Annotated in this window: 19 protein-coding genes; 17 read left to right on the forward strand and 2 right to left on the reverse strand. The window is 70.1% G+C overall.

Going from position 1 to position 22,494, the window contains the following annotated elements; all coding sequences use genetic code 11:
• Positions 1-35: 35 nt before the first annotated feature.
• The 5 genes from ACW5EG_RS02835 (at position 36) to ACW5EG_RS02855 (ending at position 5,509) form a co-directional block, all read left to right on the forward strand.
• Positions 36-419, forward strand: a complete 384-nt coding sequence (locus ACW5EG_RS02835) for a RidA family protein (protein WP_457017258.1) — start codon at positions 36-38, stop codon at positions 417-419.
• Between the two features lie 13 nt (positions 420-432).
• Positions 433-2,541: an ATP-dependent DNA helicase RecG gene (gene recG / locus ACW5EG_RS02840; RefSeq protein WP_457017259.1), complete on the forward strand. Its 2,109-nt coding sequence runs from the start codon at positions 433-435 to the stop codon at positions 2,539-2,541.
• Positions 2,542-2,686: 145 nt separating this feature from the next.
• On the forward strand, positions 2,687-3,625 hold the full coding sequence (locus tag ACW5EG_RS02845) for a nucleoside hydrolase (protein WP_457017260.1): 939 nt from the start codon (positions 2,687-2,689) through the stop codon (positions 3,623-3,625).
• A gap of 74 nt (positions 3,626-3,699) precedes the next feature.
• Positions 3,700-3,948, forward strand: a complete 249-nt coding sequence (locus ACW5EG_RS02850) for a type B 50S ribosomal protein L31 (protein ID WP_457017261.1) — start codon at positions 3,700-3,702, stop codon at positions 3,946-3,948.
• A 277-nt stretch (positions 3,949-4,225) separates the two neighbouring features.
• Positions 4,226-5,509, forward strand: a complete 1,284-nt coding sequence (locus tag ACW5EG_RS02855) for a citrate synthase (RefSeq protein WP_457017262.1) — start codon at positions 4,226-4,228, stop codon at positions 5,507-5,509.
• A gap of 99 nt (positions 5,510-5,608) precedes the next feature.
• Here the strand turns inward: ACW5EG_RS02855 and ACW5EG_RS02860 are convergent, their stop codons facing one another.
• Entirely contained in the window at positions 5,609-6,241 is a 633-nt protein-coding gene (locus ACW5EG_RS02860) for a hypothetical protein (RefSeq protein WP_457017263.1), read from the reverse strand.
• Between the two features lie 85 nt (positions 6,242-6,326).
• Positions 6,327-8,855, reverse strand: a complete 2,529-nt coding sequence (locus ACW5EG_RS02865; protein ID WP_457020793.1) for a penicillin-binding protein 1A — start codon at positions 8,853-8,855, stop codon at positions 6,327-6,329.
• A gap of 242 nt (positions 8,856-9,097) precedes the next feature.
• Between ACW5EG_RS02865 and ACW5EG_RS02870 the strand changes: the two genes are divergently transcribed.
• From ACW5EG_RS02870 to ACW5EG_RS02925, 12 genes are all read left to right on the forward strand, one after another.
• The gene (locus ACW5EG_RS02870; RefSeq protein ID WP_457017265.1) at positions 9,098-10,156 is read left to right on the forward strand and encodes a pilus assembly protein PilM; all 1,059 of its coding nucleotides are present in this window, start codon (positions 9,098-9,100) and stop codon (positions 10,154-10,156) included.
• Positions 10,156-10,875 (forward strand): PilN domain-containing protein, encoded by a 720-nt coding sequence (locus ACW5EG_RS02875; RefSeq protein ID WP_457017266.1) that lies wholly within the window; start codon positions 10,156-10,158, stop codon positions 10,873-10,875. The genes ACW5EG_RS02870 and ACW5EG_RS02875 overlap by 1 nt, the downstream gene beginning before the upstream one ends.
• Positions 10,872-11,543, forward strand: coding sequence for a type 4a pilus biogenesis protein PilO (locus ACW5EG_RS02880; protein WP_457017267.1), 672 nt, complete (start codon positions 10,872-10,874; stop codon positions 11,541-11,543). The genes ACW5EG_RS02875 and ACW5EG_RS02880 overlap by 4 nt, the downstream gene beginning before the upstream one ends.
• Before the next feature lie 29 nt (positions 11,544-11,572).
• Positions 11,573-12,079: a pilus assembly protein PilP gene (locus tag ACW5EG_RS02885; protein ID WP_457020794.1), complete on the forward strand. Its 507-nt coding sequence runs from the start codon at positions 11,573-11,575 to the stop codon at positions 12,077-12,079.
• 16 nt (positions 12,080-12,095) lie between these two features.
• Positions 12,096-13,991 (forward strand): type IV pilus secretin PilQ, encoded by a 1,896-nt coding sequence (locus ACW5EG_RS02890; RefSeq protein ID WP_457017269.1) that lies wholly within the window; start codon positions 12,096-12,098, stop codon positions 13,989-13,991.
• A 150-nt stretch (positions 13,992-14,141) separates the two neighbouring features.
• Positions 14,142-15,134, forward strand: a complete 993-nt coding sequence (locus ACW5EG_RS02895) for an AAA family ATPase (RefSeq protein ID WP_457017270.1) — start codon at positions 14,142-14,144, stop codon at positions 15,132-15,134.
• Positions 15,135-15,163: 29 nt separating this feature from the next.
• Complete coding sequence (locus ACW5EG_RS02900) at positions 15,164-16,102, forward strand: DUF58 domain-containing protein (protein ID WP_457017271.1); 939 nt, start codon at positions 15,164-15,166, stop codon at positions 16,100-16,102.
• A complete protein-coding gene (locus tag ACW5EG_RS02905; protein WP_457017272.1) occupies positions 16,099-16,557 on the forward strand; it encodes a DUF4381 domain-containing protein in 459 nt (152 codons plus the stop codon). Before ACW5EG_RS02900 ends, ACW5EG_RS02905 begins: the two co-directional genes overlap by 4 nt.
• Positions 16,554-17,615 carry a vWA domain-containing protein gene (locus tag ACW5EG_RS02910; protein ID WP_457020795.1) on the forward strand — a complete coding sequence of 354 codons (1,062 nt, stop codon included), beginning with the start codon at positions 16,554-16,556 and terminating at the stop codon, positions 17,613-17,615. Before ACW5EG_RS02905 ends, ACW5EG_RS02910 begins: the two co-directional genes overlap by 4 nt.
• The gene (locus ACW5EG_RS02915) at positions 17,612-19,399 is read left to right on the forward strand and encodes a VWA domain-containing protein (RefSeq protein WP_457020796.1); all 1,788 of its coding nucleotides are present in this window, start codon (positions 17,612-17,614) and stop codon (positions 19,397-19,399) included. Before ACW5EG_RS02910 ends, ACW5EG_RS02915 begins: the two co-directional genes overlap by 4 nt.
• Complete coding sequence (locus ACW5EG_RS02920; protein WP_457020797.1) at positions 19,396-21,045, forward strand: BatD family protein; 1,650 nt, start codon at positions 19,396-19,398, stop codon at positions 21,043-21,045. Before ACW5EG_RS02915 ends, ACW5EG_RS02920 begins: the two co-directional genes overlap by 4 nt.
• Before the next feature lie 114 nt (positions 21,046-21,159).
• Complete coding sequence (locus ACW5EG_RS02925) at positions 21,160-22,476, forward strand: dicarboxylate/amino acid:cation symporter (RefSeq protein WP_457017276.1); 1,317 nt, start codon at positions 21,160-21,162, stop codon at positions 22,474-22,476.
• The last annotated feature ends 18 nt before the right edge of the window (positions 22,477-22,494 follow it).

The raw sequence follows: 22,494 nt of genomic DNA on the forward strand, positions 1-22,494 counted from the left end.
CCTATAATCGGATCCATCCCGAACCGAGACGCCCGATGCCCCGTACCCCGATCCAGACCGACCAGGCCCCTGCCGCGATCGGCCCCTACTCGCAGGCCACGCGCGCAGGCAACATGGTGTTCTTCTCCGGCCAGATCCCGCTCGACCCCGCCAGCGGCGAAGTGGTCGAAGGCGGTATCGACGCGCAGGCCCGCCGCGCGTTCGACAACCTGCGTGCGGTGGCGGAAGCGGCCGGCGGTTCGATGGCCGACATCGTCCGCGTCGGCCTGTACCTCACCGACCTGTCGCAGTTCGCTGCGGTCAATGCGGTGATGGCCGAGTACTTCGAGGCGCCGTATCCCGCGCGCTCGACCATCGAGGTGTCCGCGCTGCCCAAGGGCGTGCTGTTCGAGGTCGATGCGGTGATGGTGCTCGGCTGATCCCCGCGACGGGATGGCGAAGCCAGCGCCCGCACTCACGGCCAGCGGCGATGTCGCACTGAAGACGCTGTCGGGCGTCGGCCCGGCGGTGGCGGAAAAGCTGGCCGCCCGCGGCCTGCTGTCCTTGCAGGACCTGTGGCTGCACCTGCCGCGCCAGTACGAGGACCGCACGCGCATCACGCCGGCCCGCCAGCTGCAGCCGGGCGTGGCGGCGCAGGTGGAGGGCCGCGTCGAGGCGGTCGAGCGCGGCTTCCGCTACCGGCCGATGCTGCGCGTGGCGATCGCGGACGACTCCGGGTCAACGCTGGTCCTGCGCTTTTTCCACTTCCGTTCGCAGCAGGTCAACCAGTTCCGCGTCGGCGCGCGCGTGCGCGCCTACGGAACGCCGCGGCCCGGGCAGCAGGGGCTGGAAATCGTGCATCCGAGCTATCGCGTGCTGGCCGAAGGCGAGGACGGCGAGCTTGGCGATGCGCTCGATCCGGTGTATCCGGCGGTCGAAGGCATCGGGCCGGCGACGCTGCGCCGCCTGGTCGGGCAAGCGCTGGACCGGCTCCCCGGCGACGATGTGCTGGAATTGCTGCCCGCGCCAATGCTGCTCGCGTGCGGGCCGGGAATGCCGACGCTGCGCGAGGCGTTGCTCACGCTGCACCGGCCGCCGCGCGGCGCTGATGTCGGCGCATTGCTCGCCGGCACCCATCCGGCGCAGCGGCGCCTGGCGCTGGAGGAGCTGCTGGCGCATCACCTGAGCCTGCGCCGCCAGCGCATCGCGCTGCAGTCGCACGCCGCGCCTGCGCTCGCCGACGACGGCGGGATGCTGCAGCGCCTGCTTGAATCGCTGCCGTTCGCGCTGACCGGCGCGCAGCAGCGCGTGTTCGCCGAGATCCGCGCAGACCTGCGCAATGCGATGCCGATGCTGCGCCTGGTGCAGGGCGACGTGGGCAGCGGCAAGACCGTGGTTGCGGCGCTGGCTGCGCTGGTCGCGATCGGCAGCGGCCGCCAGGCGGCGCTGATGGCGCCCACCGAACTGCTGGCCGAGCAGCACCTGGCCAACCTGCGCGCGTGGCTCGAACCGCTGGGCGTGCGCGTAGCCTGGCTCGCGGGCAAGGTGTCCGGGCGCGCGCGCCGCGCGGTGCTGGCCGATGCCGCGAGCGGCGCGGCGCAACTGGTGGTGGGGACGCATGCGCTGATGCAGGAGGGCGTGCTGTTTCGCGACCTGGCGCTGGCGATCGTCGATGAGCAGCATCGCTTCGGCGTCCACCAGCGCCTTGCGCTGCGCGACAAGGGCGCGGCTGCCGGCATCGTGCCGCACCAGCTGGTGATGACCGCCACGCCGATCCCGCGCACGCTGGCGATGGCCGCCTATGCCGACCTCGATGTTTCTGCGATCGACGAGCTGCCGCCCGGCCGCACGCCGGTGCAGACGGTCGTGCTCGGTGCGGGGCGGCGGCCGGAGCTGATCGAGCGCATCCGCGCCGCCTGTGCCGAAGGCAGGCAGGCGTACTGGGTGTGCACGATCATCGACGAGAGCGACGAGGTCGTCGCACAGGCGGCGCAGACCACCTGGGAGCAGCTGACCGCGGCGCTGCCCGGACTGCGCGTGGGTTTCGTCCACGGGCGCATGAAGGCGGGCGAGAAGCAGGCGGCGATGCTCGCCTTCAAACGTGGCGAGATCGACCTGCTGGTGGCGACCACCGTGATCGAGGTTGGCGTCGACGTGCCCAATGCCTCGCTGATGATCATCGAGAACGCCGAACGCTTGGGCCTGTCGCAGCTGCACCAATTGCGCGGACGGGTGGGGCGGGGCAGCCAGGCCTCCAGCTGCGTGCTGCTCTACCAGGCGCCGCTGTCGCAGATGGCCAGGCAGCGGCTGGAAACCATGCGCGCCACCAGCGACGGATTCTTGATTGCCGAGAAGGATCTCGAGCTGCGCGGTCCCGGTGAACTGCTGGGTACGAGACAGACCGGGCTGGTCGGCTTTCGCATCGCGGACCTGGCCCGCGATGCCGACCTGCTGCCGGACGCGCACCGCATCGCAGACGCGTTGATGCAGGCGTCGCCCGAGGTCGCCGACCGTGTAGTGGACCGCTGGATCGGCAGCGCGGCGCGCTACGCTGGCGCCTGATCGCCATCTTCCGATGCCATCCCCTTCCCGATGTCATCCCGAACGAAGTGAGGGATCTGCTTTTGCCTGTATGGGATCCCTCGCTCCGCCCGGGATGACAAGGCCTCAGGCCGTCCGATTCCCGATTCCCGATTCCGGTGACGCCATGAACACCTCCGTCCCACTCCTCATCGACACCGATCCCGGCGTCGACGATGCACTCGCCCTGCTGATGGCATTCGATGACCCGGCCCACGAGATCGTCGGCCTGACCATCGCGGCTGGCAACGTCGGCCTGCGCCATACCGTGGCCAACGCGCTGAAGCTGTGCGAGGTGGCCGGTCGCGGAGACGTGCCGGTGTTCGCCGGCTGCTCCGCTCCGCTGCTGCACGCCGCGCCGGACGCGGCCTATGTCCACGGCCAGGACGGTTTCGGCGATACCGGCTACACACCAGCCACGCGCGCGGCAGCGCAGGAACACGCGGCGCTGGCGATCCTGCGCCTGTCGCACGCGCACGCCGGACGCCTGCTGCTGGTCGCCCTCGGCCCGCTGACCAACCTGGCGCTGGCGCTGAAGCTCGATCCGACCCTGCCCGAGCGCGTGCACCGCCTGGTGGTGATGGGCGGCTCGGTGGCCGGGCGCGGCAACATCACCCCGGCGGCCGAGTTCAACGTCTACTTCGACCCCGAGGCCGCGCACCTGGTGTTCGAGGCCTTCCCGCGCCTGGACCTGGCCGACTGGGACGCCACCCTGGCGCATGGCCTGCCGCATGCGCAGGTGGAAGCCTGGCTGGCCACCGGGTCTGCCGCCGGCCGCTTCTTCGACGGCATTTCCAGGCAGACGCGCGAATGGTCGGCGGACCGGCGCGGCGACCGCTGGTTCGCCGCGGATGCGCTGGCCATGGCCTGGGCGCTGGCGCCGGACGGCGCCGTGGAGCTCGCCGAGCGCCCGCTCCAGGTCTGCATGGAGCAGGGCCCCGGCCGCGGCGCCACCGTGGTCGACTGGAACCGGCAGACCGGGCGCCCCGACGCGGCGCGGATCCTGCTGCGCTACGACCAGGCGGCCTTCGAGACCCGGGTCCGGCGTGCGCTGGGGGCCGCTTGAAGGGCCGCTTGCGCGGGGTAGGGGCTGCCGCTACAATGCCGGGCTTCCCTGCGCAATGTCACGGTGTTACCGCCATGAAGGCCGACATCCATCCCGTATACCGCGAAGTCGTCTTCCAGGACGTGACTTCCGATTTCAAGTTCCTGACCCGCTCCACGCTGGCCGCCTCCACCAAGGAGTCGATCAAGTGGGACGACGGCAAGGAATACCCGCTGGTCAAGGTCGAAGTCTCTTCGGCCACGCATCCGTTCTACACCGGCCAGAACAAGGTCATGGATACCAGCGGTCGCATCGACAAGTTCAAGCGTCGCTACGCGAAGTAAGCGCAGCGGGAACGTTCCGTTCCCCGTCACGCATGCAGACGGCCGCCTTCGGGCGGTCGTCGTCGTTTCAGGCCCCCGTTTTCCGGCGCTCCGTGCCGGATGCCGCCTGCCGGCTGCGCATAGCTCCGGCCGTCGCCACGCCATGACGGACAGGACCAAAGTCCGAGTCGGTGCTCAAACCGCCTGTGCGATAATTGCTGCGCTGCGGTAGCCGCTGTACCGCCGTCGCCGGGCTCCACGGGCCCGTCCGTACGTCAGAACCACGAGGAGCACATCCGTGTCCGACAAAGTCGTGTTGAACGCCGGCGGCAAGTCCGTCGACCTGCCCATCCTGAAACCCACGCTCGGCAACGACTGTGTCGACGTCTCGAAGCTGACCAGGGAAACCGGGCTCTTCACCTACGACTCGGGTTTCACCGCCACGGCCAGCTGCAAGTCCGCGATCACCTACATCGACGGCGACAAGGGCGTGCTGCTGTATCGCGGCTACCCGATCGAGCAACTCGCCGAGCATTCCAGCTTCCTGGAAGTGGCCTACCTGCTGATGAATGGCGAACTGCCCAACCAGGCGGAGTTCGCGAAGTTCGAGCATGAGGTGACGCATCACACGATGATGCACGAGACGCTGAAGAACTTCCTGCACGGCTTCCGCTACGACGCGCATCCGATGGCGATGCTGGCCGGCACGGTGGCTTCGCTGTCGGCGTTCTACCACGACACCCTGGACCTGGATGATCCGGCGCAGCGCCGTCAGGCCGCGATCCGCCTGCTGGCCAAGGTGCCGACGCTCGCGGCAGCCGCCTACCGCTATTCGATCGGCTGGCCGATCCGCTATCCGCGCAACAACCACGAGTACGTCGACCGCTTCCTGCACATGATGTTCGAGGTGCCGAGCGAGCCGCTGGAACTGAACCCGGTGGTGTCCAAGGCGCTGGACCTGTTGTTCATCCTGCACGCCGACCACGAGCAGAACGCCTCGACCTCGACCGTGCGCCTGGTCGGTTCCACCGGCGCCAATCCCTATGCCTGCATCGCCGCCGGCATCACCGCGCTGTGGGGCCCCGCACACGGTGGCGCCAACGAGGCGGTGCTGAAGATGCTCGAGGAGATCGGCGATCCGAAGAACGTCGCCTCGGCCGTCGCCAAGGCCAAGGACAAGGAGTCGGGGTTCCGCCTGATGGGCTTCGGCCACCGCGTCTACAAGAACTTCGATCCGCGCGCCAGGATCATCCGCGAGATGACCCACAAGGTGCTGGGCGAGCTGGGCGTCGACGATCCGCTGCTGGAAGTGGCGATGCGCCTGGAAGAGGCCGCGCTGCAGGACGATTACTTCATCGAGCGCAAGCTGTACCCGAACGTCGATTTCTACAGCGGCATCATCTACAAGGCGCTGAAGATCCCGACCGAAATGTTCACTGTCATGTTCGCCATCGGCCGCACCGCCGGCTGGGTCGCGCATTGGCTGGAACAGCAGGTCGACCCGGAAGCCAAGATCGGGCGCCCGCGCCAGATCTACACCGGCAGCGACGTGCGCGACTACGTGCCTTCCGGCAAGCGCTGAGCGCGTCGGATCGGCCACAGGACGCCCCGCATCGCGGGGCGTTTTTTCTGTTGTGTTCTTCACGGGCTGGGCGTTTCAGCGCGCAGCTGGAGACGCGATTTACTCCGCGACCTCGTCCCCGGCCAGCAGCTGCCGCAGCTGCGTGGCCGAGGCGCGTTTCATCGGCTTCTCGTCCACGGCCGACAGCGGCGCCTGGCGCAGCGCGAGCGCCGGCAGCACGGTCAGTTCGAAGCCCAGATCTTCCGCGCTGAACATCCACGCCGGAAACTCGCCCTCGCGCATCCGGTCCAGCCGCAACCGTCGGCTGCGCAGTTCGGCGGGGATGCCTGCCTCCTCGAGGAAGCGTGCCACCGCGTCCGCATCGTCGCAGTAAAGCTGCAGGCTGACCGGCGCGCGCGCATCGGCGGTACCGTCGAGCACCGGTCCGACCAGGCGCGGATCGAAACGGGCGAAGAACTCCAGTGCGTGCAGCGCGGCCTCGCGGCGGGTGCGCAGGTCGTCGGTGTGGCTGTCGCCGAGGAACAGGCGCTGGTACTCGCGCAGCGCGTCCTCGACCTCGCGGTTGCGCGGCAGCGACGCGTCGTCGTGGAAACCAAGCCGCTCTGCCGCCTTGCGCTTGGCCTGGTGGTAATCGCGGATGCCGCCTTCGGCCATCAGCCGCGCGGCCTCGTGGGCAAGGCGGTGCCGGCGCTCGCGGGTGCGGGTTTCGGCGTGCTGGCGGGCGCGGTGCATCACGGTCCCCCGATCCTGCGACGTCCCGACTGTAACCCAGCCCCGGAAAACGTCAACGTCAAGCGCGCCGGCGGCGGCGTCCGGATCAGAAGATGTCGAACGCCTCTTCGGCGGGCACGTCGTCGAACTCGAACGGGTTCAGCGCTTCCATGCGTTCCAGGTCCTCGACCTTCACGTACTCGCCGATGCCGCCGCCAGCAGTGGTCGGGAGCAGCTGGCCGCCAGCGGTGACCGCGACCTTGACCATGCCCGGCGGCGGATCGTTGCTCGCCACCGGCACGCCTTCCAGCGCCACCCGCATGAAATCGATCCAGATCGGCAGCGCGGAGCGGCCACCGTATTCGCGGAAACCGAGCGAACGGTTGTCGTCGCGGCCGACCCAGACCGAGGTGACCAGGTTGCCGCCGAAGCCGGAGAACCAGGCGTCGCGATGGTCGTTGGTCGAGCCGGTCTTGCCGCCCACGTCCTCGCGCCCCAGCACCTTGGCCGCCGCGCCGGTACCGCGCTGCACGACGTCGCGCATCATCGACACCAGCTGGTAGGCCACGCGCTCGTCGATTGCGCGCGGCGCCAGGACCGCGTCCTCGGGCAGCTCCACGGGAGCTTCCGCGGCCGTTTCGTCACCTTCGGCCGCAGCGGTGACCGGTCGCGCGGGCCCGAGGTTGAAGCCGTCGACCACGTTCGCGCGCGCCACCTGGACGCCGCGCTCGTTGGCCGCGCAGCCGCGGCAGGCGACGGCGGGATTGGCCTTGTACACCAGCTCGCCGTTGCGGTCGCGCACCTCGTCGATGAACCAGGGATCGATGCGGAAGCCGCCGTTGGAGAACACCGCGTAGCCACGCGCAACCGACAGCGGCGTCAGCGACGGCGTGCCCAGCGAAATCGACAGGTTGGGCGGCAGCTCCGATTCCTCGAAGCCGAAATGGCTGATGTAGCGGCGCGCATAGTCGACGCCGACCGCGTCGAGCAGGCGCACCGACACCAGGTTGCGCGAACGCACCAGCGCCTCGCGCAGCCGCATCGGACCGAGGAAGCGGCCATCGGAGTTCTGCGGGCGCCACTCCTGGCCGCGGCGCATGCGGAACACGACCGGTGCATCGAGCACGATCGAGGCCGGATTGAAGCCACGCTCGAACGCGGCCGCGTAGATGAAGGGCTTGAAGCTCGAACCGGGCTGGCGGCGGGCCTGGGTGGCGCGGTTGAACTTGTTGCCGGCGTAGCTGAAGCCGCCGACCAGGGCGCGCAGCGCGCCGTTGCCGGGCTCCAGCGACACCAGGGTGGCCTGGCCGCGCGGCAGCTGGTCGAGCTGCCAGGTGACCGTGGGCGGTACGACCGCGTCGCCCGCGGGCTTGCCCGCCTTCTCGATCCGCGCCACCCGCACCAGGTCGCCGCGCTTGACCAGGGCGGCCGGATTCTTGCCCGTCCAGCGGCTGGACGCCGCATCCAGGGTGAGCGTGATGCCGTCGGCCAGCACCACATCGGCCGTGCCCGTGCCCGTGCCGAGCACGACGGCCGGCAGCAGCCCGCCCTGCGCTGGAATGCCGCGCAGCCGCGCGCTCGCGGTGGCCGCATCCTCGTCCGCCGCCAGCTCGAAGCTCTGCTCGGCGCCGCTCCAGCCGTGGCGGTGGTCGTAGGCGGCCAGGCCGCTGCGCACGGCGTGGTCGGCCGCGGCCTGCATCACCGGGTCGATGGTGGTGGTGACGTGGTAGCCACGGCTGAGCACGTCGCCGCCGAAGCGCGCCTCCATCTCCAGGCGCACCATTTCCGCCACGTACGGTGCATAGGACTCGACCGGACGCTCGTGCGGCTTGGCGTGCATCGGCGTCGCGCGCGCCTGCAGGAACTCCGCTTCGCTGATGAAGCCGAGCTCGTGCATGCGCGCCAGAACGTAGTCGTCGCGCCGCTCGCGCGCGCGCTCGGGATTGCTCAGCGGATTGCCGCTGGATGGGAACTTCGGGATCGCGGCCAGCGATGCGATCTCGTCGAGCTCGAGCTGGTCGAGCGCCTTGCCGTAGTAGAACTCCGCCGCCGCCGCGATGCCATACGAGCGGTTGCCGAAGAAGCTCTTGTTGAGATACAGCTCGAAGATCTCGTCCTTGCTCAGCTCCTGCTCCATCTTCCGCGCCAGCAGCATCTCGGCGAACTTGCGGGTGAAGCTGTACTCGGTGCTCAGGTAGAACTGGCGTGCGACCTGCTGGGTGATGGTCGATCCGCCGGGCACGCGCTCCTGGCCGCGGGTCTTGGCCAACAGCCAGACCGCGCGCGCCACGCCCTTGTAATCGATGCCGCCGTGTTCGTAGAAGCGCGCGTCCTCGGTGGCGAGGAAGGCCTGCTTCAGGCGCTCGGGCACGTCTTCGATCTTGACCGGGTAGCGCCGCATCTCGCCGAACAGCGCCATCAGCTTGCCGTCGCGTGCGTACACGTACATCGGCTCCTGCATCTCGATGTCGCGCAGGCTGTGCACCTCCGGCAGCTTCGAGGACACCGTCTGGTAGACGATCGCGGCAGCCGCGCCGGCGGCGATGGCGAGGACAATGCCGGCCAGCAGTGCCCAGCGCAGGACGCGGAGCAGCAGGCGGGGTTTCTTGCGGGGAGGGGAGGTGGGCGCTGGCATAGGGGCCCGATTATAGAGGTCGGGCGGGGTTGTCCCGTGGGTCCATGCGCATCGGCGCGGCCGGCCGGAGGGGAGGCTGGCGGGAGGCGCGTCCAGGGCGGCGGGCCACCCCCGGCGGACCCCTCAAGGCGGGCAGTCCGGCACGCAACGGAGAGCCAGAGGTTGCCAGCGGATGAAAAGTCCGTTATTTAATGCTCCGGGGCACGTTGCGCACGTAAGCGCCCGTGGCAAAGGGGAAAAACGTGGGGCTGATCACAAAAAGTCAAGCGCCGCTTGTCGGGGTCGACATCAGTTCGACCGCGGTCAAGCTGCTGCAACTGTCGCGATCCGGGGACCGCTACCGGGTCGAGCATTACGCCGTGGAACCACTTCCACCCAACGCGGTGGTCGAGAAGAACATCGTCGAGGTCGAGGCCGTGGGCGAGGCGATCCGCCGCGCCATGTCGCGCTCGGGCAGCAAGGCGAAGTTCGCCGCGGCCGCGGTGTCGGGTTCGGCGGTGATCACCAAGATCATCCCGATGCCGGCCGACCTGGACGACGACGACATGGAATCCCAGGTCGAACTCGAGGCGGTCAACTACATCCCGTACCCGATCGAGGAAGTGAACCTCGACTTCGAGGTGCTGGGCGGCATGCCCGGCAATACCGAGATGGTTCAGGTGCTGCTGGCGGCCTCGCGCTCGGAGAACGTGGAGATGCGCGCGTCGGCGCTGGAGCTGGGCGGATTGACCGCGAAGGTGGTCGACGTCGAGGCCTTCGCCATCGAGAACGCCTTCGGCCTGATCGCCAATACGCTCAGCATCCCGCGCGACGGCATCGTGGCAATGGTCGATGTCGGCGCGACGATGACCACGCTCAACATCCTGCGCAACGGCCGCAGCCTGTACTCGCGCGAGCAGGTGTTCGGCGGCAAGCAGCTCACCGACGAAGTGATGCGCCGCTACGGCCTGAGCTACGAGGAGGCGGGCCTGGCCAAGCGCCAGGGCGGCCTGCCCGAGAGCTATGAGATCGAGGTGCTCGAGCCCTTCAAGGAGGCGCTGGTCCAGCAGATCAGCCGCCTGCTGCAATTCTTCTATGCGGGCAGCGAGTTCAACCGCGTCGACCAGATCGTGCTGGCCGGCGGCTGCGCGTCGATCCCGGGCGTCTCCGAGATGGTCGAAGAGCAGCTCGGCGTTCAGACCGTGATCGCCAACCCGCTTGCACAGATGACGCTGGGCTCGCGGGTGCAGGCGCACGCGCTGGCCCAGGACGCGCCGGCCCTGATGATCGCCTGCGGCCTCGCCCTGAGGAGCTTCGACTGATGGCCCGGATCAACCTCCTTCCGTGGCGCGCGGAGCGCCGCAAGCTTCGCCAGAAGGAATTCGGCGTCATGCTCGGCATGGCCGCGCTGGCCGGCCTGCTGCTCTGGTTCCTGTTCAACATGTACTACAACGCGCAGATTTCCGGGCAGCAGGAGCGCAACAGCTTCCTGGAGCAGGAGATCGCCACGGTCGACCAGAAGATCGTCGAGATCGAGGTGCTGGACCGGCAGCGCGCGCGCCTGCTGGCGCGCAAGGACGTGATCGAGCAGCTGCAGGCCAACCGCTCGCAGATGGTCCACCTGTTCGACTCGCTGGTGCGCACCATCCCCGATGGCGTGATCCTCACCGGGATCAAGCAGGAGGGCGAGAAGCTCACCCTGGAAGGCCGCTCGCAGTCCAACTCGCGCGTCAGTGCCTACATGCGCAACCTGGAAGGCTCGGGCTGGATGACCCGGCCGGACCTGTCGATCATCGAGGCACGCGACGGCGTGGCCGGACTGCCCTACGCCTTCGTGCTGTCGGTGCAACTGGCCAATCCGAACGCGCCGAAGGACGAGGACGGCGATGGCATTCCGGATCCGGTGCCGCCGGTCAACGCCGAGCCGGCCGCCGCCGCGCCCGTGGCCGCCGCGACGCCCGAGGGCGAGCCGGCCGTCGCGGACGAGCCAGCGCTGGAGTCCGCGGCCGAGTCCGCGCCTGTCCAAGGAGCTGCCCAGTGAGCAAGAAGAAGGTGTCGCTGCGCGAGCTCGACTTCAACAACATGGGCTCGTGGCCGCGTGAGTACAAGATCGGCTTCTGCGTGCTGCTTGCGGCCTTGATCTTCGGCCTGCTCTGGTACGTGGTGACGCGTCCCAAGGGTCCGGAACTCGAGAACCTGGAGCGCAGGGAAACCGAACTGCGGAGCGATTTCGAGACCAAGCAGGGGCGTGCAGCCAACCTCGAGCCGCTCAAGCAGCAGCTCGCGCAGATGGAGCAGCAGCTGCAGCAGATGCTGCGCCAGCTGCCCAGCCGTACCGAGATGCCGGCGCTGATCAACGACATCTCGCAGACCGCGCTGGCCACGGGCATCCACAACGAGCTGTTCAAGCCCGGTCCGGAAGCGCCCAAGGAGTTCTACGCCGAGAAGCCGATCGAACTGAAGATGGTGGGCACCTACCACCAGTTCGGCGCGTTCGTCAGCGGCGTGGCGTCGCTGCCGCGGGTGGTGATCATGACCATGCACGACATCTCGCTGCGTCCGCGCGGTAGCGGCACCAACGCATTGGCCGGCATCACCCCCAATTCAAGCCTGGAGCTGGCGGGAACGGTCAAGACCTACCGCTACCTGGACGAGGAAGAGGCGGCTGCCCAGGAGCAGGCTGCGGTCGCTGCCGGGGGGGCTCGCTGATGGGAATTTCCAGGAACACGGCCGGAGCCATGGCATGCGTGCTGGCGCTGGCGCTCGGCGGCTGCGTCCGCGGCATCGGCAGCACGCCCGGCGAGGCGCCCAACCTGCACGAATGGGTGGCCAACGTGAAGGCGCGTCCGGCGCCGCCGCTGGATCCGCTGCCGGTGATGCAGCAGTTCGAGACCTTCGAATACGCGGCGCAGGACCTGCGCGATCCCTTCAGCGCCGTGTTTGGCGATGACGGCAGCGGTAGCGGCCCGCGGCCCGACTCCAATCGACGCAAGCAGATCCTCGAGCAGTACCCGCTCGACAGCCTGGACATGGTCGGTACCTTGCATACCGGCGCGTCCATGCTTGCGCTGGTGATGGCGCCCGACAAGGTGACCTACCGCGTGGCACCCGGCGCCTACATGGGCCAGAACGATGGCCGGGTGACCGGTGTGCAGGGCGATAGAATCGATCTCGTCGAACTAGTGCCGGATGGCGCTGGCGGCTGGCTTGAACGGTCGGCCTCGGTTGCGCTCGAAGACAATTGATCAGGGGAAGTCAAAGATGACCGTCACCACAGTGCGTAATCGGCAGCCTGTCCGGCCAGCCATCCCGGTCCAGGCCCTGGCTATCGGCCTCTTCGCCGGCCTGCTTTCGGCCTCGGCTGCAGCAGGCGCTCCTGACCTGCGTGCATTCGCACCCGGCGGGCTGGCGATGGCCCAGGCTGCTGCCGCCCTCGACCCGGCCAAGCAGGTCCCCGGCGTGGTCTCGGTCTCGGCCGTGGACTTCAAGCGCGGCGACGGCGGCGCCGGCAAGCTGATCCTGCGTTTCGACGGCGACGGCGCGAACCCGGACCTCCGTACCCAGGGCTCCAGCATCGTCGTCAACATCGGCAACGCCACGCTGCCTGCATCGCTGCAGCGCCCGTTGAACGTCACCGACTTCGCGACGCCGGTGCAGCGCATCGACGCCCGCCAGAGCGGCGAGGGCGCGCAGCTGGTGCTCAGCACCCAGGGCAACTTCGAGTCGATGGCCTACCAGACCGGTCGCGACTACGTGGTGGAGATCGTGCCGCGCGCCGCGTCGTCCGAGCGCGCGGTCGGCGCCAGCAGCCCGTCGGCAACGGCCACGACTGCACAGGCCTCGGCCGCCCGCGCCTACACCGGCCGGCCGGTGACCTTCAACTTCCAGGACGTGCCGGTGCGCACCGTCCTGCAGCTGATCGCCGAAGAGTCCAACCTCAACATCGTCGCCAGCGATACGGTCACCGGCAACGTCACCCTGCGCCTGATCAACGTGCCCTGGGACCAGGCGATGGACATCGTCCTGCAGGCCCGCCAGCTCGACAAGCGTCGCAACGGCAACGTGGTGTGGGTTGCCCCGCAGGCCGAGATCGCCTCGTTCGAGAAGGCCAAGGAAGATGCGCGCCTGGAGCTCGAGGAGCGCGCCGAGATGGTCACCGAGTACATGCCCATCAGCTACGGCAACGCCGAAGACATCGCCAAGCTGCTGACCGAGGAAAGCAAGAACAGCATGGGTAGCGGCGGCGGCGGATCGTCGGGTGCCAGCCAGCAGAGCCGCGGCTTCCTCTCCTCTCGCGGCAGCCTCAGTTTTGACCGGCGCACCAATACCCTGCTGGTGATCGACATCCCGCAGCGCGTGACCGAGATCCAGCGCCTGGTGATGATGCTCGACAAGCCGGTCGACCAGGTCGTGATCGAAGCGCGCATCGTCATCGCCAACGAGTCGTTTTCGCGCGACATCGGTGCGAGGTTCGGTATCCACCGGCCAAGGAATGGTGATTTTGGCCCATCTTTGGGCGGTTCGATTCCCGGCGCCATCGGCGGCGAGACTGGCGGACTTAATTTCAACGGACCTGCTGGTGAGGGTGCAGGATCCCTGGCTCTGACCATTCTCGGCGGCAGCATCGACTGGTCCTTCGAGCTTTCGGCTATGCAGGAAGACGGCCGGGGCGAGGTCGTGTCGAACCCGCGCATCGTCACCAGCAACCAGAAGGAAGCGGTGATCCGGCAGGGCCAGGAAGTGGGCTACCTGACCGTGACCGGCGGGCAGAGCAACAGCATCCCGACCGTGGAGTTCAAGGACGTACTGCTGGAGCTGAAGGTCACCCCGACCATTACCAACGACGGCCGCGTGTTCCTGAACATTGCGCTGAAGAAGGACGAGATCGACAGCTTCATCTCCGTCGGTGTCGGCCTGGGCCAGGTGCCGCAGATCAACAAGCGCGAGATCACCACTGCGGTGCTGATCGAAGATGGCCAGACCGTGTCGATCGGCGGCGTGTACGAGTTCCGCGATCGCAGCGACATCGCGAAGGTCCCGTTCCTTGGCGACCTCCCGATCCTCGGCAACCTGTTCAAGAGGCGCGGCCGCGACCGCGAGAAGGCCGAGCTCCTGATCTTCATCACACCCAAGGTGCTGCGGGTCGCGCAGCGCTGACGGCAGCGATCATTCGCGCAGACGGGGCCTTCGGGCCCCGTCTGCGTTTGGCGTGCCGTCATCGCGGACGGGTTAGCGTGGCCTCCGGCACTGAACCTACCCGTCCGGGCCTGGTCCAATGCCCTTCGACGCTCGCAGCCAAGGCGGTCCATGGATACTTCCCGCGACGACACCCCACGCCTGCACGCGGCCTTCGCCGCGCTGCGCGACGACCTGGCCAGTGGCATCCTGGGCCAGGCCGCGCTGGTCGAGCGACTGCTGATCGCGCTGCTGGCCGACGGCCACCTGCTGGTGGAGGGCGCTCCGGGGCTGGCCAAGACCAGCGCCGTGCGCGCGCTGGCCGAACGCGTCGAAGGCGACTTCGCCCGCGTCCAGTTCACGCCCGACCTGCTGCCGGCCGACCTCACCGGCACCGAGATATGGCGCCCGCAGGAAGCACGATTCGAGTTCGTCCCCGGGCCGATCTTCCATTCGCTGCTGCTGGCCGACGAGATCAACCGCGCGCCGGCCAAGGTGCAGTCGGCGCTGCTTGAGGCGATGGGCGAGCGGCAGGTGACGGTCGGGCGGCAGACGTATGCGCTGCCGGCGCTGTTCCTGGTGATGGCGACGCAGAATCCGATCGAGCAGGAGGGCACGTTCCCGCTGCCCGAGGCGCAGCTGGACCGCTTCCTCATGCACGTGCGCGTCGACTACCCGGATCCGGGCACCGAGACCGAGATCCTGCGCCTGGCGCGCGAGCGTGCCCGCGACGGCCTGCGTGCAAAGGTGCACGAGCCGACGCGGATGCCCCAGGCGGACGTGTTCGCGGCCCGCGCCGCGGTGCTGGACCTGCACCTGGCGCCAGCGGTCGAGCGCTACCTGGTGGAGCTGGTGCTGGCCTCGCGCGACCCGTCCCGCTATGACGCCGAGCTGACCCGACGCATCGCCTGGGGCGCGAGCCCGCGCGGCTCGATTGCGCTGGAGCGCTGCGCCCGCGCGCGCGCCTGGCTGGCGGGGCGCGATTTCGTGACCCCTGATGACGTGCGCGAGGTGGCCCCCGATGTGCTGCGCCATCGCGTGCTGCCCAGCTACGAAGCCACCGCCGAGGGCTGGGACGGCGAGCGGCTGGTCGCGGCGCTGCTTGCCCGGGTGCCGCTGCCCTGAAGCAGCCACCCCAGTCCCCGAACGCGCCGATGCCTGCCCACCCCGCCGATCACGCCAACGAACCCCCGCAGGATCGCGCGGACGGCGTCGTGCCGACGCTGGCCGAGCTGGTCGCCCTGCGCGGTGTCGCGCAGGCGCGGCGGCCGCCGCAGCGCGGCCGCCATGGCGTCAACGGCCCGGCGCCGTCGCCGATGCGCGGCCGCGGCATGGAGTACGCGGAGTCGCGCGAATACGCCCGCGGCGACGATGCGCGGCACGTGGACTGGCGGCTGACCGCGCGCAGCGGCCGCATGCACACCAAGCTGTTCCAGGCCGAACGCGAGCGCCTCACCCTGATCGTGGCCGATACCTCGCCTGCGCTGTATTTCGGCACGCGCGTGCGCTTCAAGTCCGTGCAGGCCGCGCGTGCAGGTGCGGTGGCGGTGTGGGCTGCGATCGCCGACGGCGACCGGGTCGCGGCGCTGCGCGGCAGCGATGCCGAAGCGCCGGTTGCGCCGGCAGGCGGAACCCGCGGCGCCCTGCACGTACTCGACGCGCTCGCGCGCTGGTACGCGCGGACGCCTCCAGATGACGCCGGGCTGGCCGATGCGCTCGCGCGTGCGCGACGCCTGCTGCGGCCAGGCTCGAGGCTGCTGGTGCTGGCCGACGCCGGCAGCCTGGACGCCGTGCCCGACGCGACGTGGCCGGCGCTGACCATGCACCACGAGGCCACCGTCGTGCTGATCGACGATGCGCTGGAGCGCAATCCACCGCGGCAGCGCCTGCCGCTGCTCGGCGCCGGACGGCGCGTGGAGCCGGACCTGGGCAGCGCCTTGCTGCGTCGCGGCTGGCGCGATGCGTTCTCGGGTGCAGCCGAGCGTGCCGCAGTACGACTGCGCGCGCGCGGCGTGCGCGTCATCCTGCTCGGGGCTGATGCCCCCAGCCAGTCCTGGCTGGTCCCCGGCGGGCGCGCCGAGGCGCGACCATGAGTCCGCTGCAGCTGCCGCTGCGCGACGTGCACGAGCCGGTCGCGCCGCCGTGGTGGCCGCTGGCGCCGGGCTGGTGGATCGTGGCGGGCGCACTGCTGCTCGTCGCGCTCGTATTGGCCTGGCTGCATTGGCGCCGGGCGCGACGTCGCCGCCTGGTCGCCCGGCTGTTCGACGACACCCTTGCCGCTGCGCCCACGCGCCCCGGACAGGTGGTCGCCATGTCCGAGCTGCTGCGCCGTGCCGCGGCCCGGCGCGTGCCGGAGGCGGCCACGCGCGACGGCGATGCCTGGCTGCTTCTGCTTGACGAAGGGCTACCCGAACCCGTGTTCTCGGCTGGCGCTGGCGCCATCCTGCGCGATGGTGGCTTCCGGCAGGACGTGGATGCCGCCGAGGTCGAGGCGCTGCGCGTGATCGCGCGCGCGCGCTTCATCGACTGGATGCAGGTGCGTCGATGATCGATGCGTTGAGCGCCTGGGCCGACCTGCTGCCGCGCCTGGCCTGGCCGTGGATGCTGCTCGCGCTGCCCGCGCCGTGGCTGGCGCGCAGATGGCTGCCGCCGGCGCGACATGCGCTGCCGGCGCTGCGCGTGCCGTGGAGCCGGCGGATCGAGGATCTGGTCCTGCGGGGCGAGGGCGTTGCGGTGCGCGGCATGCCGCCGCTGGCGCTGCTGGCCTGGTGCCTGCTCTGCGTCGCGGCCGCCAGGCCGCAGCAGCCCGGCGAACTGCTGCAGCCGCCGGCGTCCGGTCGCGAGCTGATGCTGGCGGTCGACCTGTCCGGCAGCATGGGCGAGCAGGACATGCGCCTGGGTGCGGACGTGGTCGACCGCCTCACTGCAGCCAAGGCGGTGATCGCGGACTTCCTGGACCGGCGCGAGGGCGACCGCGTCGGCCTGATCGTGTTTGGCCAGCGTGCCTATGCACTCACGCCGCTGACGCTCGATCGCGAAAGCGTGCGCCTGCAGCTGCTCGACAGCGTGGTCGGGCTGGCCGGCCGCGAGACCGCGATCGGCGATGCCATCGCGCTGGCGATCAAGCGCCTGCGCGGAACCGAGCAGCGCGCGCCCGGCACGCAGGTGCTGGTGCTGCTGACCGATGGCGTGAACACGGCCGGGCAGGTCGAACCGATGAAGGCCGCCGAGCTGGCACGCGACCAGGGCGTGCGCATCCACACCATCGCCTTTGGCGGCGACACCAGCCGGACGATGTTCGGGATCCAGCTGCCCAGCGATGAGGCGGAAATCGACGAGGACGCGCTGCGCAGCATCGCCGAGGTCACCGGCGGCCGTGCGTTCCGCGCCCGCGATGCCAACGAGCTTGCCGGCATCTATGCCGAGATCGATCGCCTGGAGCCGGTGGTCCGGCCAGGCCCGTCGCTGCGACCGATGGTGGAACGTTATCCCTGGCCGCTGGCGGGCGCGCTGCTGGCGGCGCTGCTGGCGATGGCGCCATGGCCGTCGGCGCGCCTGCCCGGCAGGCTGCGCCAGCGCGACGACGCCAGCGGGGAAGGCGCATGACCGACGCGCTCGCCCAACTGCAGTTCCTGCGCCCGGACTGGCTGTGGGCGCTGCTTGCGCTGCCGCTGCTCGCCGCAGGGTGGTGGTGGCGACGGCGCCAGGCCAGCGTCTGGCACAGGCATGTCGATGCGCACCTGCTGCCGCACCTGCTCGAGCCAGGCACGACACGCAGCAGCCTGGGCGGCCTGCTGCTGCGGCTGCTGGCGTGGACCCTGGCCGTGCTGGCCCTGGCCGGCCCAAGCTGGCGCCATGGCGAGGTGCCGCTGCACCCGCAGGGCCGCGCGCTGGTCATCGCGATCGACCTGTCCGACGCCATGCTCGCGTCCGACCTGCCGCCCTCGCGCATGCTGCAGGCGCGCGCCAAGCTGGCGACGCTGCTGCGAGAGCGTGGTGGTGGCGAGGTGGCGCTGGTCGCGTTCGCGGACGATGCCTACACCGTTGCGCCGCTGACCGCGGATGCTGCAAACGTTGCGCTCTTCCTCGACGCCCTGGCGCCGGAGGTGATGCCCGCCGAAGGACACCGCCCCGACCGCGCCGTGCTCGCCGCGATGCGACTGCTGGAGCAGGCCGGCCATTCGGCGGGCGACATCCTGCTGCTCAGCCACGCCGCGGACGCGGCCACGATGGCGGCCGCCCGGCGCGCGGCGGCGGCCGGATTCCGGGTGTCCGTGCTGGGCCTGGGCACGGCGGCGGGTGCGACCTACCGCGCACAGGACGGCAGCCTGCGCCCGACGCGCCTGGACGCTGCGTCGCTGCAGCGCGTGGCGACCGCGGGAGGCGGCCGCTACGCAGCCCTTTCCGCCGGCAACGAAGACCTTGTCGCGCTGCAGGTGCTGTCGGGCGAACCGGCACCCGGATCGGCGGCGGGGTCGCGCAGCGAAGCCCGGATCGCGCGCGACGAGGGCTGGTGGCTGCTGCCGCCGCTGATGCTGCTGGCGCTGCTGGCGTTCCGCCGCGGCGCGGGGATCGCGGTACTCGCCGCCTGCCTGCTGTTGCCCTTGCCGCAAGTACAGGCGCAGACGCAGCTTCCGGACGCGCCAGCCGGCACGCCCTGGCGGCGCGCCGACCAGGTCGGGCATGCGCGCATGCGCGAGGCGCTGGACGCCTATCGCGCAGGACGCTTTGCCGAAGCCGCGCAGACGTTCCAGGCGTTGCCCGGCGACGAGGCCGCCTACAACCGCGGCAATGCACTGGCCCGGGACGGACGGCTCGAGGCGGCGCTCGAAGCCTACGACGAGGCGCTGCGCGTCCAGCCGGAAATGGCCGACGCCATCCACAACCGCGCGGTGGTCGAAGCTGCCCTGCGCCGCAATCCGCCGCCCGGCGACGGCCAGTCGCGACAGCAACAGGACGCGGACAACGAACGCAAAGGCGCCGGCGCAGCGGGCGACGAAGACACGCCCGACGCGCCGCCAGCGCAAAGCCAGGGCGAGCCAGGCAGCGACGCGCCGCAGACGCCCCCGTCGACGCCGCCGGACGATCCGCCGGAGCGCGACGCCTCGCCTGCGCAGACACCCACAGGCAGCGACGCGCAGGCGCAGGACCAAGCCGACGCGGCGCAGCGGCAGCGCATGGAGCAGGCGCTGGCGGAGGACGGCCAGCCCGCGGAGCAGGGCGAGCGCGCGCCCGGCGATCCCGAGCAGGCCGAGAGCGAAGCCGAGCGCGAGCGGCGCCAGGCCGGCGAAGCCTGGCTGCGGCGCGTGCCCGACGATCCGGGTGGACTGCTGCGCGCCCGCTTCCGCCTGGAACACCAGCGCCGCCACGGCGGGGGACCCATACCATGAGCCTGCACATCGCCCGCGCGCTGGCCTGCGCACTTGTCCTGTCGTTCGCGGGCGGCCTCACGACAGCGCACGCCGCCACGCGCGCCTGGCTCGACCGCGATCGCATCGAGGTCGGCGAGACCACCACGCTCAACATCGAGACCGACCAGGCCGATGCGCGAATGCCCGATTTCAGCGCGCTGGTTCCGGACTTCGTACTCAGCGCGCACAGCAGCAGCCGCGGGTCGGACCGGGTCAACGGGCAGCTGCGCGAGCGGGTGCTGTTCGCGGTGGCGCTCAAGCCGCGCCGCGAGGGCTTGATGACGGTTCCGGCACTGCGCGTGGGCAACGAATCGACCGGCCCGCTGCAGCTGACCGTGACGCCCGCATCGACCGCACCCGCACGTGCCGGCGAGCCGGTGTTCATCGAGGGCGAGGCCGACAGCCAGTCGCCCTACGTGCAGCAGTCGATCGGCTACACGCTGCGCCTGTACTACGCCACGCCGCTGGTCTCGGGCCAGCTAGACCAGCCCGAACCCGACGGTGCATCGATCCAGCGCATCGGCAGCGACCTGCAGTACACGCGCGAGCTGGACGGTCGCCGCTACACCGTGGTCGAGCGTCGCTTCCTCATCGTGCCCGAACGCAGCGGCACGCTGACCATTCCCGGCGCGCGCTTCGAGGGCACCGGCGTGGGCGGGTATTTCGACGACATGTTCGGCAGCGGTCGCCGTGCGCTGCAGGCCAACGGTCCGCCGCGCATCCTGGATGTGCGGCCGCTGCCCGATGGCGCGCCGCAGCCTTGGCTGCCGCTGCACGGGCTGGAGCTGCGCTACGTGGCCACGCCGCAGCAGGCGCGCGCAGGAGAGGCGGCAACCATCGATGTGGAGCTGGTCGCCGACGGCGCTGCCGCCAGCCAGCTGCCCGAACTCGTGCTGCCGCCGGTCGAAGGCGCGCAGGTGTTTCCCGAGCCCGCGCAGGTGGACGAAAGTTTCGAGCGCGGGAGGCTGCGCACGAAGGTGACGCGCCGCTTCTCGCTGGTGCCTGCGCGCGATGGCAGGCTGCACGTCGCCGCGCCGCGCGTGACGTGGTGGGACGTGCGTGCCGGTGTGGCCCGCACCGCATCGCTGCCTGCGCTGGAGCTGGAAGTGGCGGCTGGCAGCGCCGCGCCGGCCGCCGCGTCGGTCGAATATGCAGCCGGCCCCGCCAGCGTGCGCGGGACCAACGCCTGGCCATGGATCGCGCTCGGGTTCGCCCTGCTCTGGCTGGCGACGCTGGCCTGGGCGCTGCGACGTCGCGCGCGCGCCGACGAAGCGGCAATTCCGCAGCAACAACCGTCGCCGCCGGGGCCGGCCACCAGTCCGCGGACGCTGCAGCGCGTGCTGTCCGCCGGCGACCCGTCCGAGGTCGAGCAGGCGCTGTGCGCCCTGGCGACCCCGCCAGCGGCGAGCCTGGAGGCGCTGTCGCAGCGGATTGCCGACCCGCGGCAGCGTGATGCGCTGTTGCGCCTGCAGCAGGCGCGCTGGGCCGATGGCGATATCACCGGTGCGCGCGAGGCGCTGCGCGAGGCCTTTGCCCAGGGGCCGATCTGGTCCGGTGACGCCACGCCTGTCGGCCCCGCGCCCGAGCTGCTGCCACCGCTGTATCCCGGTCTACGAGGGCATTGAGCGGCGCGGCCGCGATGGTCCGGGGTCAAGCGCTGCAGTGATCGCACCTGCGCGGGCAAGACGCCGCGGCGGTTTGTTAAGCTGCCGCGATTCGTTGCAGCAGAGACAGAGCCGATGAGCGAACCAAACCGCGCGACCCGCAAGTCGATGCCGCTGCACTGGAAGATCGGCATCGGCTTTGTCGTCGGCCTCGTGCTGGGGATGTTCGTCCACTACGGCATCGGCGAGGAAACCCGCTGGGTGGAGGCGCTCACGCGCTACCTCACCACGCCGTTCTCGCAGCTGTTCCTGAGCCTGATCTTCATGCTGATCGTGCCGCTGCTGTTCTCGGCGCTGGTGGTCGGCGTGTCGGAGATGGGCGACGTGCGCGCGCTGGGGCGCATCGGCTGGCGCACGCTGGCCTGGACCATCGCGCTGTCGGGCATCGCGGTGCTCCTGGGCCTGGTGATGGTCAACGTGTTCCAGCCCGGGGCGGGCGTGGATCCCGCGCTCGCGGCGCAGTTGCTCAGCGAAGGCGCCGAGCGCGCGCAGGCGATCGTGCGCGACAGCGCCGACCAGCCCAAGGGCATGGAGATGCTGCTGTCGATCGTGCCGCAGAACGTGATCGGCGCGGCGAGCAACAACGCCAACATCCTGGCGTTGATGTTCTTCGCGCTGATGTTCGGCGTCGGCCTCGTGCTGACCCCGTCGCCGCAGACCGCGGTGCTCAAGCGCGGCATCGAAGGGCTGTTCGAGATCTCGATGACCCTGATCGGGCTGGTGATCCGGCTCGCGCCCTACGCGGTGTTCTGCTTCATGTTCAACCTGGCCGTGCTGTTCGGCTGGGACCTGCTGATGAAGCTCGGGCAGTTCGTGCTGGTGGTGGTCGGCGCGCTGGCGATCCACATGCTGGTGGTCTATTCGCTGGCGCTGCGGTTCGTGGGCGGCTGGTCGCCGCTGGCCTTCTTCCGCGGCGTGCAGGAAGCGATGCTGATGGCGTTCTCCACTGCCTCGAGCAACGCCACCCTGCCCACCGCGCTCAAGGTCGCCGACGAGAACCTCAAGCTGCCGAAGAAGGTGTCGCGCTTCGTGCTCACCATCGGCGCCACCGCCAACCAGAATGGCACTGCGCTGTTCGAGGGCGTGACGGTGATCTTCCTGGCGCAGTTCTTCAACGTCGACCTGACCCTCGGCCAGCAGGTCATGGTGATGCTGGTGTGCATCCTCGGCGGCATCGGCACCGCGGGCGTGCCCTCGGGTTCGCTGCCGGTGGTGGCGCTGATCTGCGCGATGGTCGGCGTGCCGCCGGAGGGCATCGGCCTGGTGCTGGGCGTGAACCACTTCCTCGACATGTGCCGCACCACGGTCAACGTGACCGGCGACCTCGGCATCGCCGCATTGGTGTCGCGCGGGGAAACGGACGGCGAACCCGACATCGCGGCCGCACGCTGACGCGCTGCGGGCTGGGCG

The sequence above is a fragment of the Luteimonas sp. A611 genome, assembly GCF_054072715.1.